Annotated in this window: 12 protein-coding genes; 5 read left to right on the forward strand and 7 right to left on the reverse strand. The window is 65.1% G+C overall.

What is annotated here, in order from left to right:
* Positions 1-172 precede the first annotated feature (172 nt).
* Positions 173-604, reverse strand: coding sequence for a DUF2914 domain-containing protein (locus QNJ67_01735; GenBank protein MDJ0607670.1), 432 nt, complete (start codon positions 602-604; stop codon positions 173-175).
* Between the two features lie 247 nt (positions 605-851).
* On the opposite strand from QNJ67_01735, the gene mtgA reads away from it, so the two are divergent.
* The gene (gene mtgA / locus QNJ67_01740; GenBank protein ID MDJ0607671.1) at positions 852-1,547 is read left to right on the forward strand and encodes a monofunctional biosynthetic peptidoglycan transglycosylase; all 696 of its coding nucleotides are present in this window, start codon (positions 852-854) and stop codon (positions 1,545-1,547) included.
* A gap of 24 nt (positions 1,548-1,571) precedes the next feature.
* Here mtgA and QNJ67_01745 read toward each other — a convergent pair whose 3' ends face one another.
* The gene (locus QNJ67_01745) at positions 1,572-1,745 is read right to left on the reverse strand and encodes a hypothetical protein (GenBank protein MDJ0607672.1); all 174 of its coding nucleotides are present in this window, start codon (positions 1,743-1,745) and stop codon (positions 1,572-1,574) included.
* Between the two features lie 177 nt (positions 1,746-1,922).
* On the opposite strand from QNJ67_01745, the gene QNJ67_01750 reads away from it, so the two are divergent.
* Together QNJ67_01750 and QNJ67_01755 are read left to right on the forward strand one after the other, a co-directional pair.
* Entirely contained in the window at positions 1,923-2,432 is a 510-nt protein-coding gene (locus tag QNJ67_01750) for an OsmC family protein (protein MDJ0607673.1), read from the forward strand.
* 540 nt (positions 2,433-2,972) lie between these two features.
* Positions 2,973-3,650: a protein-L-isoaspartate(D-aspartate) O-methyltransferase gene (locus QNJ67_01755; protein ID MDJ0607674.1), complete on the forward strand. Its 678-nt coding sequence runs from the start codon at positions 2,973-2,975 to the stop codon at positions 3,648-3,650.
* Positions 3,651-3,719: 69 nt separating this feature from the next.
* On the opposite strand, the gene QNJ67_01760 is transcribed toward QNJ67_01755, so the two are convergent.
* Positions 3,720-5,159, reverse strand: coding sequence for an MATE family efflux transporter (locus QNJ67_01760; protein MDJ0607675.1), 1,440 nt, complete (start codon positions 5,157-5,159; stop codon positions 3,720-3,722).
* Between the two features lie 411 nt (positions 5,160-5,570).
* Between QNJ67_01760 and QNJ67_01765 the strand changes: the two genes are divergently transcribed.
* Entirely contained in the window at positions 5,571-7,118 is a 1,548-nt protein-coding gene (locus QNJ67_01765) for a trimethylamine methyltransferase family protein (GenBank protein ID MDJ0607676.1), read from the forward strand.
* Between the two features lie 217 nt (positions 7,119-7,335).
* Positions 7,336-7,821, forward strand: coding sequence for an adenosylmethionine decarboxylase (gene speD, locus QNJ67_01770; protein ID MDJ0607677.1), 486 nt, complete (start codon positions 7,336-7,338; stop codon positions 7,819-7,821).
* 44 nt (positions 7,822-7,865) lie between these two features.
* On the opposite strand, the gene QNJ67_01775 is transcribed toward speD, so the two are convergent.
* From QNJ67_01775 to QNJ67_01790, 4 genes are all read right to left on the reverse strand, one after another.
* Positions 7,866-8,723, reverse strand: coding sequence for a DUF4437 domain-containing protein (locus QNJ67_01775; protein MDJ0607678.1), 858 nt, complete (start codon positions 8,721-8,723; stop codon positions 7,866-7,868).
* A 109-nt stretch (positions 8,724-8,832) separates the two neighbouring features.
* On the reverse strand, positions 8,833-10,599 hold the full coding sequence (locus QNJ67_01780) for a long-chain fatty acid--CoA ligase (protein ID MDJ0607679.1): 1,767 nt from the start codon (positions 10,597-10,599) through the stop codon (positions 8,833-8,835).
* 249 nt (positions 10,600-10,848) lie between these two features.
* A complete protein-coding gene (locus tag QNJ67_01785; protein ID MDJ0607680.1) occupies positions 10,849-12,453 on the reverse strand; it encodes a DUF87 domain-containing protein in 1,605 nt (534 codons plus the stop codon).
* Positions 12,450-13,412 (reverse strand): ATP-binding protein, encoded by a 963-nt coding sequence (locus QNJ67_01790; protein ID MDJ0607681.1) that lies wholly within the window; start codon positions 13,410-13,412, stop codon positions 12,450-12,452. Before QNJ67_01790 ends, QNJ67_01785 begins: the two co-directional genes overlap by 4 nt.
* Positions 13,413-13,454: the final 42 nt, after the last annotated feature.

Below are 13,454 nucleotides of genomic sequence, written 5' to 3' on the forward strand. Positions count from 1 at the left end.
CGCAGCGAAGGATACCGTGTTGCCGGTGGACGAGAAAAGAGTGGAGTCGGTGGTTCGATTCATCTTCCGCGCGAAATGCGGCGCGGCGCAGAACGCAATGATCCCGGCGCCAGCGGGGCGCCGGGATCATTTAGGCGGCAAGGCGGTCGGTAGGGGACCGCCTGAAAGTATGCTACTGGACCGTGAAAGTCTTCTCGGCCAGCATCAAGCCGTCGGAGTCCACCAGCTTCACGCGCCAGGTGCCCGGCCGCAGGTTGACGCTGGACCAGGTGCGCCAGCCCGGCGAAGTGCCGACGCTCATGTCGATCGAGGCGTGAACCTGATTGTCGATCTCCCAGACGAACGAGACGTTGGTCGGATCGCCGTCGTTGTTGAGGCGCGCGAAGGCGAATCCGCGCTGATCGGTCATATTGAACTGCTCGGTGACTCCCATCGGCTCGCGATCCGTGATGCCGTGGGTCAGAACGAAGTCGCGGATCACGACCGAACCCGCCAACGCCGGCTGGGCCGCGAAGAGGCCGAGGGAAAGCGTCGCTGCAACGATGGCGGCGCTCATGCTCCGGAGAACCAGGGACGCCTTACGGCTTTTGGGCAGGGGCTTCATCGTCAAACTCCAGCAAAGTGATTAACAGGGGCAGGGTATCGCCAGGTCTTGACTGGCCATGGATGATGACGGCAGTCATCATTTACAGTCGCCGACAGGTCAACAAGAAACGCTTAAGATTTGGTGTAGTAGTTCTTTCGGGGGCCTTTACCCTGAAGCGCGTAGCTGCGACAGCAGGCGCGGCGCGTGACGGCCGAGTCGGCTTGATCGGCAACGAAGAGAAACAGGACCGTCACCGAGCTCAGCCATGCCTCGCCGGCGCCGCAGTCTGTTCGCCCAGATCCGTGACCTGCTGCTGATCGTGGCCGCTCTGCTCGTCCTGATCCCGGCCCTGCTGATTCTGCTGTACCGAGAACTGCCGCCGCCGATCACCCCGCTGATGCTGATTCGCCTGACCGAAGGCGAGGGACTCGAGAAGCGGTGGGTCCCGCTTTCCGAGATGTCACGCCACGTCGCGCGTTCCGTGCTGGCGTTGGAAGACAACAACTTCTGCCGCCATGCCGGTGTCGACTGGGCCGAGCTGATGGCCGCGCTGTCCGACTACTTCCGGGGCGATTCGCTGCGCGGCGCCAGCACCATCACCATGCAGACCTCGAAGAACCTCTTCCTCTGGCCCGGGCGCAGCGTGCTTCGCAAAATCATCGAGGCGCCCCTGACCATGATGCTGGAGGCCTTCTGGAGCAAGCGCCGCATCCTGGAGGTCTACCTCAACATCGTCGAATGGGGTCCGGGGATCTACGGGATCGAGGCCGCTGCCAGAAACTACTTCAACAAGTCCGCGGCGACGCTGACGCGGCGGGAAGCGGCACTTCTGGCCGCGGTCCTGCCCAACCCGAGACGTTGGTCGCCCAGCCGTCCGACCCGCTACATCGAGCGCCGGGTCCGGCTGAGCAAACGCCGGGCGGTCAGTCTCGGTCCTCTGCTATACTGCACACGGCCTTGAGCCGAGCGTGTGAGAGATGCGGGACTAGAAGCCCAGCGACGTGGTGGCGATATCGGGCGCCGCGACGAGAAACAGGCAGACGCCACCGGAAGCAACCCCAGTGGCGAGGATGGTCCGGGTTATGTAGCCGAACTGCGGCGGCAGTATGTAAGCGCTGAAAGAGAGCAGCACACCAAAAACGAAGACATAAAGCGGCATAACCCGGCTCCCGGTCCCGAGGTCGAGACGTATGCACCCGGTATGCAGTTTAAGTAATAGCCCTTTAACAAGCCTTAAGCCGCCCTCCTGCACCACCCCGCTGTCGAGGCGCCCTTTCGCTCGCCGGAAAAGCCTGCTGAACTAGCGGCTCCCAGCCAAGGAACGAGAGGAAGGGTCATGGATGCCGCCGCGCTGAAGGAACTGCAGGCACCGTTCAAGGCGCGCTACCGGGAAGAGCCCGACGCCGCCTGCGTCACTCTGCGCGCCGTCGGCAGCCTCGACGGCGAGGGCCTGACCTGCTCCGTCGAGACAGGTCGCGCGCTGGTTGAGGCGGGCCTTCATCCTGCAACCGGCGGCGACGGGCTCTCGGCCTGTTCCGGGGACATGCTGCTCGAAGCCCTGGTCGCCTGCGCCGGCGTCACTCTGCGCGCCGTGGCCACAGCCCTGGATATCAACGTCAAGGGCGGGACGGTGCGGGCAGAGGGCGACCTCGATTTTCGCGGCACGCTCGGCGTCGACAAGCAGGCGGCCGTGGGCTTCATGGAGATCCGGCTGTTCTTCGACATCGAGTTGAGTGCGAGCGAGGAAGAGATCGCCACCCTGAGCAAGCTGACTGAACGTTTCTGCGTTGTTTACCAGACGCTGACCCGGCCCCCGTCGATCACGCTGAACATCGGCCCCGCTTAGGGCCTGTTGACATTCAGGGCGTGCTCCTGGTCCGAGTGAAATCGACCCGCTGTTAGGCGCGAGGAGGAAGGACATGCCGAGCATATTCAACCCCAGTCTCAGTCTCTGGGAGCAACGCGGCAGCAGGCCGATTTCGCCGGATCCCTTCGGGACGGGACGCATTTGCGCCGGGGCGGCGTCGCGGAAGGTCTTGTGGGGCCCCACCCCACGGCGCCTCCCGCTCCTGGCCCCGGCGCAAATGCGCTCCCGCCAGGAGCGCGCCGTGAATGTCAACAAGCCCTAGATCGAATTTGAAAAAAATTTGTGATTTTTTGCGAATAGACTAGGAAAATTTACCATTCCTTAATCGGGTTGGCTCAGGCTGTTCTTGTCCTGGACGTCCCAGCGTCCCTGTACAGCAACCTCCCCTTCCCTGATCAAGTTGCCCCGCCGAATCTTCGGCGGGGCGATTTGATTCGCCCTGGCGGCGCTCCGATAAGACCACTCGCGCGGCGCCGGGTTTCATGGTCTACTCGACGGGGTAGTCGAGGGACAGGCGAAATGAACGAGTCCGAAGCCCCGGACTTCGAAAAAATGCGTCTTGAAATGGTCGCGGTCATCGCGGCCTACACGGAACTCAGCGCGGAAGAGATCGACCGGGACCGGCTCAGTGACCCGGTGCTGGCCGCCATGGCGAAGGTGCCCCGCCACGAGTTCGTTCCAACGCCTCTCCAGCCCCTCGCCTACGCCAACACGCCCCTGCCGATCGGCTGCGGCAAGACGATTTCCCAGCCCTTCATCGTTGCCCTGATGGTCGACTTGCTCGAACTCGAGGAGGGGCACAAGGTGCTGGAGGTAGGAACCGGTCTCGGCTATCAGGCGGCGGTTCTGGCCGAGCTCTGCGACCAGGTTTTCTCCATCGAGATCGTCGAGGAACTGGCCCACGAAGGCGAACGGCGGCTGCGCCGGGCGGGCTACGACCGCTTGCAGCTGCGTCTCGGAGACGGCGCGTGGGGCTGGCCGGAGGAGGCGCCCTTCGACCGGATCATCGTAGCCGCCGCCCCTGAATTGATGCCGCCCAGCTTGCTGCAACAGCTCAAGCCCGGCGGGCGCATGGTGATACCCGCGGGCCTGGAGGATCAGCAGCAGCTGCTCCTGGTCGAGAAGAGCCCCACCGGCAAGGTCGAGACTCAGGAGGTTCTCCCGGTCCGCTTCGCGCCCTTGATCGTCAGCCACTAGCCCCGAGCGCCCGGCGCCGGACTCAATCGATCCGGACCGCGAATCAGATCCAAGAACCTGATCTGGGCTTCACTCGTTGGATTGGAGCCCGGCGCGCTTCCATGCAACCGAGCGCCGCTCGAGCGGCCGTCCGAGCCGCCCCGTCAAAACACGGAAGCGCCAGATCAAGAGGACGGCCGTCGTGGTCAGCCCGATGGCGAGACCCAGCCAGATCCCCGAGCCGCCGAACTCCAGCGCGAAACCAAGCAGGACGGCGACCGAGATGCCGAAAACCCAGTAGCCGAGCACCGCGATGCCGAGAGGCACGCGGGTATCCTTCAAGCCCCGCAGGGAGCCCATGGCGACCACCTGCGCCGCATCGGCGAACTGGAACACAACGGCGACCGTCAGGAAGGTCGCGGCGTAGGCCGCGACCTGACCGGTTCTGGCCTGCTCGAGGTCGAGAAACAGGTCGACCAGCTCCGGCGCGGCGAACCAGAAGAGGCCGGCCGGCAGAACGGCGAAGCCGCAACCCCAGGAGAGCGCGGTCCAGCCGGCCCGTTCGACGCCCGGCCAGTCGCCGGAGCCGAAGGCCAGCCCGACCCGGACCGTGGCCGCCTGCCCGACCCCGTAGGGCACCATGAAGGCCAGCGCGACCAGCTGAATGGCGATCGCATGCCCGGCGAGCTGCTCGGTCCCCAGCAGGCCGATCAGCAGCGAGGAGGCCAGGAACAGGCCGGTCTCGGCCAAGACGGTGAAGGCGATCGGCAGGCCGATGCGGAAGACTTCGCGGAACAGCGGCCAGTCCGCTCGCCATATCCGCCCGAGGATGCGGTAGCGCCGGAAGCGCCGGTCGATGTACACGAAGCTCAACAGGGCGAGGAACATCAGGGTGTCCACGATCGCGCTGCTGACCCCGGCGCCGACCAGCTCGAGCCGCGGGAAGCCGAAATTGCCGAACATGAAGCCGTAGTTGAGCACCGCGTTGATGCCGACGGCGCAGACCGAGACGGCCATCACGGCCCGGGGCCGCGAATGCGCGGCGAGGAACTCGGCGAGGACGAGAAAGCCGAGCGCCGACGGAAAACCCCACACGTGGGCCCGCAGGTAGCTGCCGGCGGCCGCCGCGGTCTCGGGGTTCTGGCCGAGCAGGGTGAGGATCGTCTCGGTATGCCAGATGGCGAAGCAGAGCGGCACGGAAAGCACGGCCCCGGCCCAGAAGCCCTGCCGGACGGAGCGGCGCACCAGGCGGTAACGGCGGCCGCCCAAGGCCTGCGCGACCAGGGGCGCCACGGCGGTTACGACGCCCATGCCGAAAAAGAAGGTCGAGCTGTAGAAGTGCCCGCCCAGCGAGCCGGCGGCCAAGGCCTCGGGGCCCAGCCAGCCCATCATGACAACGTCGGTCGTGGTGATCGCCATGGCCGCCAGGCCGGTCATCACCAGCGGCACGGCCAGGGCGATCAAGGCCCGGCTCTCGGCGCGCCAAGGCGCCGATCGGTGGAGGAACGCGGAGTCGGGCAGCAGGGTCATAAGGCCGTTTTCCCGGTGGGAATTGGGATCTTGGGACGCCGGGACTCGAACCCTGGATCTCCCACTTTTAAGGCGACTGCTCTCACCCTTGAGCTACACGCCAAAGGGCGCGCGCTCAATCCTCAAAGCTGGAACGACCGTCATTCGGCAAGGAAACGAGCACGCGGGAAGGCCAGGCGGCTAGTCCGGGCCAAAGGTTCAGCCGCTTATTCGCAGCGAAAGCCTGGCGTGCGTGCTCATGGCGGCCTTGTAGGTCCCGCCGAGCACCGGGGTCAAGGTGGCCCCGCCCCAGCGCTCGGGCGATTTCGTGGCGCTAGTGGTCGCGCCGGGGCAAAAGCGGCAGGAGTGCCGCCGCTAGGTTGGCCGGCACTTGGCCCAGGGTGGAATCGAGGACAAATCGAGGGATCGGCCATGGCACGACAGAGACGTGAACGCGGGCGCGGCGCGCTGCGCCGGGAACGGGCCCCTTCGGGCGGCCTCAAGCAGCTGCCGTTCCGGCAGGTCCGCAACCCTTACCCGCCGATGGAGATTGCCTCCGCGGACCAGATCGAAGCGCTACACCGGGCCTCGCTCGAGATCCTGCGCGATATGGGCATGAACTTCCTGCTCCCCGAGGCCCGGGAGATCTTGAAGCGGGCCGGGGCCGAGGTCACCGAGGGTGATCCCCGGGTGCGCTTCGATCCGGACCTGATCGAGGAGAGCATCAAAAGCGCGCCGCCGGTCTTCACCCTGCATGCCCGTAACCCGGCCCATTCGCTGACCATCGGCGGCGACGTGATCAACTACTGCATGGTCGGTAGCCCACCCAACGCGTCCGACCTGGAGGGCGGCCGGCGCCAGGGCAATTTCGAGGACTACTGCAACCTGCTGCGCCTCGGCCAAAGCCTCAACATCTGTCACCTGATCGCCGGCCATCCGGTTGAACCGACGGACATCCCGCCCGACCTGCGCCACCTCCGGGCCATTTCGACGGCGCTGAAGCTCTCTGACAAGGCGATGTTCGGCTACTCGCTGGGGCGCCGGCGCATCCTGGACGTGATCGAGATGCTGCGCCTGGTGCGCGGGCTGTCCGAGAAAGAGCTGACGCAGCAGACCAGCCTCTTCACCATCATCAACGCCAACTCGCCGCTGCAGTACGACGTGCCCATGCTCTGGGGCATGATCGAAATGGCGCGGACCAACCAGGCCATCGTGGTTACGCCCTTCACCTTGGCCGGCGCCATGGCGCCGGTCACCCTGGCGGGTGCCCTCGCCCAGCAGAACGCCGAGGCGCTCGCGGGCATCGCCTTCTGCCAGATCGTCAATCCCGGCTGCCCGGTCATCTATGGCGGCTTCACCTCGAACGTCGACATGAAGACCGGCGCACCGGCCTTCGGCACGCCCGAGTACAGCAAAGCGGTCCTGGTCGGCGGCCAGCTGGCCCGGCGCTACCGCGTGCCCTACCGCTCCTCCAACGTCAACGCCTCGAACCACCCCGACGTGCAGTCGGCCTACGAGTCGATGAACTCGATATGGGCCACGGCGCTCGGCCACACCAACATGGTCAAGCACGCGCTCGGCTGGCTCGAGGGCGGGCTCTGCGCCTCCTTCGAGAAGGTCATCATCGACGCCGAGATGCTGCAGGAGATGTCCGAGTTCCTGCTGCCGCTGGAGATCGACGACGCCACCCTGGGCTTGGAAGCGATCCGCGACGTCGGGCCCGGTGGCCACTACTTCGGCACCGCCCACACCCTGGAACGCTACGAGACGGCGTTCTACGACCCGATCCTCTCGGACTGGCGCAACTTCGAGACCTGGTCCGAGGCCGGTTCGATCGACGCGACCTGGCGGGCGCACAGGATCTACAAGGAGGTGCTGGCCGATTACCAGGAACCGCCGATGGACCCGGGCATCCGCGAGGCACTCGACGACTTCGTCGAACGCCGCATCGCCGAAGGCGGCGCGTCGGCCGAGGATTGAGGCCGCCAAGAACCCTGGTCACTGGTTCAGGGAAACTTCAAGGGCCGCTCCAGTAGCGTCATCGACCGGGCCAGGAGCGGCCGGCCGGCGGGCCCCGCGGGCTCCGTCAGAACCGTCCGGTTTCTGAAGTTTAACTTGCAAAATCATAGGTAAGCATCCATACCCTGGGCCTTCCGGAAAAAGCACCGGGTCATCTGCTGGTTGGGGAGGACGACGCATGTCGGACGCTCACCTCTTCCAATTGGGGATGGACTTGGATCGAGGTTCAAGCACCGCCCAAACGGAGAACGAGGCACTAGAGGACGGCACCGAAACGGCGCCGGCCGATCGCAAGGACTATTTCAAAGAGCGGGACGGCGTGGCCTACGCCGGTACGCACCTGATCATCGACTTGATGGGCGCGCATCGGCTCGACGATCTCGCCCACATCGACCAGACCTTGCGACGATGCGCTGAACAGGCGGGCGCGACGCTTCTCCACGTGCACCTGCATCACTTCACCCCGAACCAGGGCGTGTCCGGGGTCGCCGTGCTCGCGGAGTCGCACATCAGCATCCACACCTGGCCCGAGCGTGCCTACGCGGCCCTCGACGTCTTCATGTGCGGCGACACCGAGCCGCTCAAGGCGGTCGAGGAGATGCGCCGGGCCTTCTCGCCGGCCCGGGTCGCCGTTTCGGAGCACCTGCGGGGCAAGGGCGCGTAAGCGGGCCCAGCCGAAGGGGTCGGCCAGATCCGCGCGCGGTACTGTCACGAAGGAAGGACTTTGAACGCTCCGTCCGTGCGCAGGTAGAGGATGCACGCCTCCGGGGCTTCGCAGGAAATCCGATGCCTCGCCTTCCCCTCCGAGCCGAAATAGCTGCCCGCCTCCAGGGCGGTGACGCCGCTCTCGGTCGACGACCCATGCGTGGGTCGACCTTGGATCACCACGGCGCGGAAGCTCGAACCCTGGGTTTGCAGCTCTCCGGCAAAACCGGCCGGCAGCCTGACCAGCGTCCCGTTCAGCTGCCCGTCGCGCGGATTTCCCCAGAGGAAGGCCACCTGCGGTCCATCTTGAGACCTCGCCATTTCGGACCGGCCGATCCAGTGGGTGTGCTTTGCATCCAACCAGACGAGGTTCGACGCATCCACGTTGATCGGCCTCTCACCGTCGTCGAAGGCTTCCTTCGCGGGTAGGACGCCGAAGCCGTCCTCGACCTCGATGTAGGCCAGTGTGTCGGCACCCTTGGCCGCTGTTATGTGCACGCCTCCGGCCGGCTGGGTCCAGAATGACCCCGCCGCCATGTACATTTCCTCGGCGTCCGGGTCATCGTTGTGAATGAGTCCGCTGATCACCACGCCGCGGTAAGCGACATTGTGGATATGGGGCGGCGACTTGAAGCCGTCCGCCGGCTTGAGCAGAAAGCCCGCCGGCCCGGGACCTGTGCGGTTGCCCCAGAGCGTCCCGGCTTTCGGACTTTTGTCGCCGCGCAGGGGATTGAGCTGCTCCCACTCGATCTCGGAGGTTGTGACGACCTTTGTCGCCGGCTCCGCTGCGGCCTGTGCACCGAGGTAGACGGTGGTGACAAAGGAAAGCAGAACGAACGATAAAAGCCCTTCCAAGCGCATGGCCTCGCCTCCCTCTCTGTCTTACTACGACACTGTTCTATGTGACGGGAGGGCGGCCCCGGTGCAAGTGGGCACGAGATGGAGACCGCGCCGCGAATGTTAGCCTGCCTTAGCTTTCGGCGGCGGCTTCTTCCGCGCGCTTGGCCAATTCCTCCTCTACCAGCTTGCGGCGCGAGGGCTTGCCGAGCAGCGTCCGGGGCAGCTCGTCGCGGAACTCGACCCGCCGCGGCATGGCGAAGCTGGCCAGCTTGTCGGCCAGGAACTGGCGCAGCTCGGCCGCGGTCAGCGCGGCGCCCGGACGGCGCTTGATGTAGGCCTTGACGATCTCGCCGCGATGGCGGTCCGGCACGCCGCAGACGACCACCTCCTCGACCGCGGAGTGGAGCATCACAGCCTCCTCGACCATGCGCGGATAAACGTTGAAACCGCCGGTTATGATCAGGTCCTTAATGCGATCGATCAGGAAGACGTAGCCGTCCGCGTCGATGTAGCCGACGTCGCCGGTATGGAGGACCCCGCCGCGCAGCGCCTTCGCGTCGGCCTCCGGCTGATTCTCGAAGCCGGCCATCACCTGGGGGCCGAGGATGCAGATCTCGCCGTGCTCGCCGATTCCCAGGAAGCGGTCGGGGTCCTTCAGCGACGCGATCTTGACCGTGGTACCGGGGATCGGCAGGCCGATGGAGTTCGGCTTGTTCAATCCGGCGAAGGGGTTGATCGTGCAGACGGGCCCCGCCTCGGTCAGGCCATAGCCTTCGACCAGCACACAGCCGGTCAGGGTCTCGAATTTCTTCTTGATCGGATAGGCCAGCGCAGCGCCGCCCGAGAGGCAGTACTGGAGGCTGGAGAGGTCGTATCTCTCCAGGTCCTTCTGGCCGTTGATCGCCGAATACATGGTCGGCACGCCCATGAACACAGTCGGCCGCAGCTTGTCGATCGTCTTCAGCACTTCGCTGACCTTGAAGCGCGGCAGCAGAATGATCTCTGCACCGACCTCGAGACCCACGTTCATGACCGCGGTCATGCCGAAGACGTGGAACAGGGGCAGCACGGCGAGCATCCGCTCCTCGCCCCGCTGAACACCGGTCGCCCAGGTCCGGGTCTGGATAAGATTGGCGAAGAGGTTGGCGTGGGTCAGCTTGGCGCCCATGGGGACGCCGGTCGTCCCCCCGGTGAACTGCAGTACAGCGATGTCGGTCTCGGGATTGATCGCCACCGGCGTGCAGAGACCGTCGTTGCCGACCAGCTTCTCGAAATGGATGTGGTGCTCGTCCTTCGGGACGGCGCTCACCTCGCCGCGCTTCATCAGCGCGAAGAGCGCCCTTTCCGGGAACGGCAGGATGCTGGTCATCCGGCAGGCGACGATCTTCTCGAGGCAGCTGTCCTCGAGCCGGCCCTCCACCTTTCGATAGAGCGGCTTCAGGTTCATGGTGACCAGGATGCGGGCGCCGGAATCGTTAATCTGCCGGGCTATCTCCCGTTCGGCGTAGAGCGGGTTGAAATTGACGACGGTCCCACCCGCCTTGAGGATCGCGTGATAGCAGATCACGTAGTAGGGCGAGTTGGGGAGGAACAGGCCGACGCGGGTTCCCTTGGTGACGCCCAGTTCCTGGAAGCCCTTGGCGGCCCGATCGACCAGGCTGCCGAAATCCTTGTAGTTGTAGCGCTTGCCCAGGAACTCCAGGCATGGCTTGTCGCCATAGCGCGCGACCGCCTGGGCGACCAGTTCGGGGAGCGGCCGCGGCGTGATGTCGATGTCCCAAACGAGCCCATCGGGATAGGAGGCTTCCCAAGGGTGGGGCCGCTGAGGCTCGGGCGCAGGAGCGGGCCGCAAACCGAGCCATCCGGACAGCCGGTCCAACGCCGCGCGCAGACGCATTTCCCAGTTGTTCCTGATCGTTCGCACTCCGATCCCGGTTGGGCTCGTTCCGAGCCCTGATGAACCATCTGACCGCCCTGCTTTGGCCCGAGGCGACGCCTTAACCAAGGCGCCAGGCCGAGCTTCGCTGGTTCAAGGGATTATATGGGATTTCCGGAGGTGATGTGTTAACGGGTGTGGTTAGCAATCACCCGGGCACTCGCCCCTCGCCCGGCCCTGATTTCCGGGACCGGGACGGAGCCGGGAGGATCACTTGCGCTGATAGCGCCAGCGCTTGACCACTTCGTCGAGGAACTCCGGACTGTCGGCCTCGGCCTTCCAGGCCGACGAGAAGGAGGCCGTGCCGCTCATCGGACGGCGCTCGTCGGGAATGCGGTCGAAGGCGAGCCGCATCGGGATCGAGACGCCTTCGCCGACGCCGATCGCCTCGCCGTTCCTAAGCGAGGGCAGGAAGTCCAGCAGTCCGACCGCCGACTCCGAGAGCGTGCTGCGCACGAAGTCCTGGTCGTTCTGATTGCTCATGCGCAGCGCGAAGATCGTGTTGCACTGGGACAGGATGCCCGGCGCCAGCTCCGAGGGACGCTGCGTGACCATGCCGAGCGAGACGCCGTACTTCCGGCCCTCCTTGGCGATCCTGGCCAGCGCCTTCTTGGTCGGCTCGAAACCGAGCCTGGTGTCGCGCGGAGCGTAGCGGTGAGCTTCCTCGCAAATCAGGGTCACCGGCACGGCGCGGTCGCTCCACAGCGCGAAGTCGAAGGTCATGCGGCAGAGCACGGAAACCACGACGTTGAGGATCTCCGACGGCACGCCGGAGAGGTCCATGATGGTGATCGGCTTGCCGGCCACGGGAATTCGGAAGATGCGCGACAGGATCTCGGTCATGTTGTCGCGGACCGTGAGGCCGCCGAACATGAAGGCGAAGCGCGAATCCATCCGGAGCGAGTTGAGGCGCGACTTGATCCGCATGTATGGGACCGAGTTCTCCGGATTGTCGAGCCGGCCCATGGCCTCGTCGATCAACCCGACCAAATCGCCGATCTGATAGGGCACCGGCGTGTCCACGGTGACGAACTTGCTCTCCTCGTCCTGGCCCATGTACTTCCGCTTGGCCGCCGGGATGAGCTCGCTCAGGACCGAGATCTCGGCCGCATGCTGAGTAGCCGAGGTCTCCGGCCCGCCCTCGAGCAGGACCTCGAGGATCTCTTCAAAGTTCAGCAGCCAATAGGGCAGACGGAGATTGCCCGGCGAGAGAACCTGGGCGGACTCGCCGAAGGCTTGGGAATACTCGTTGTGCGGATCGAGCAGGACGATGTGTCCGTTCTCGTGCTTGCTAAGGATCGACTGCAGGATCAGCGTGACCGCACAGGACTTGCCGGAGCCGGTCGTGCCGAGCACGGCGAAGTGCTTGCCTAGGAGATCGTCGATGGCGACATACGCCGGAATCGAGTGGTCCTGGTGGATCGTCCCGATCCTGACCGTCGAGACGGCCGGACGGGCATAGACCTGCCGGAGATCCTCCAGCGTGGTCTGATAGACCGGGTCGCCCAGGCCGGGATAGGCGGAAACGCCGCGCTTGAAGGGGCTGCCACGCTTGAGCGACGACTCGCCGAGCATTTCCAGCTCGACGATCTTCATTTCCGAATCCCCCTCGTTCGGCGACGGCAGCGGAATGCTCATTCCCGTCACCATGCCGAAGACGGTCGACGACGGCGTCAGCATCTTTATCAGCTGCCCCATCTGGAGTGACACCACGCCGGACGGGCCGCTGGTTTCCTGAGGCTTCTCCAGCAAGACGACGACCTGGGACCCCGTCACGCTGACCACACGGCCTATTCTGATTTCCGAACCCGTCATCTTTGCACCCCGATCTCACGAAGCGTTTCTGGTTTCTGTATGGCAGCCGCCGCCGCACCGGCGATGCCCTTCTGGGCTGGCTTGCGGATCCGCGCCAGAGGCAGGCGAACGGTCACGCGGGTTCCCGTACCGACCTTGCTCTGGATCGACAGCTTGCCGTCGTGGAGCTCGATCAGCGCCTTGGACAGCGGCAGGCCGAGACCCGTCCCCTCGTAGGCGCAGTCGATATCGCGGTCGACCTGGGTGAAGGGCGCCAGGGCCTTCCAGACATCCTTGTCGGCGATACCGATACCCGTATCGGTCAGCGTGAACATGAAGCCGCCGTCCTCGGCCGGCCCGACCTTGAGGGTAATCGTTCCGCCCTTGGGCGTGAACTTGATCGCATTGGACAGCAGGTTGATCAGAACCTGCTTGATCTTGCGTTCATCGACGAACAGCCACGGGAGAGTCTTTGGGATCTCGCAGCGCAGCGAGAGCTCGGCCTCCGCGGCCCGCTCCTTGACCAGAAGCAGGCAGGAACTGATGATCTTGCTGAAGTCGACCACCTGCTCCTCGAGCTCCAGGCGCCCGGCCTCGACCTTGGCAAGGTCGAGGATGTCGCTGATGAGCTCCAGGAGGTGCTGCCCGGCCTCGTTGATGCCGTGGGCGTACTCCAGGTGCTTGTCGGTCCGGTCCGGCGCCAGCAGCCCCTTGATCATCATCTCTGAGAACCCGATGATCGCGTTCAGCGGGGTGCGCAGCTCGTGGCTCATGTTGGCCAAAAACTCGGTTTTCGCACGGTTGGCGGCCTGGGCCTCCGTCATCGCGTCGCGAGCAAGCCCCGCGGAACGCTCAGCCTCCTGCTTGGCCGCCGTCAGCGCCAACTCGGCTCGCCGCCGCTCGACTATCGCACCCAGTTGCGCCCCGTAGCGTTCGAGGAGCTTGATCTGTTCGGTGCCTCGACCTAGCGTTTTGCGCATTGGCTCCTTGCCCGTTAACTGATCACTTTGCGCTATTTCGAA

This window comes from Kiloniellales bacterium (assembly GCA_030064845.1).
Taxonomy (GTDB): Bacteria; Pseudomonadota; Alphaproteobacteria; order Kiloniellales; family JAKSDN01; genus JASJEC01.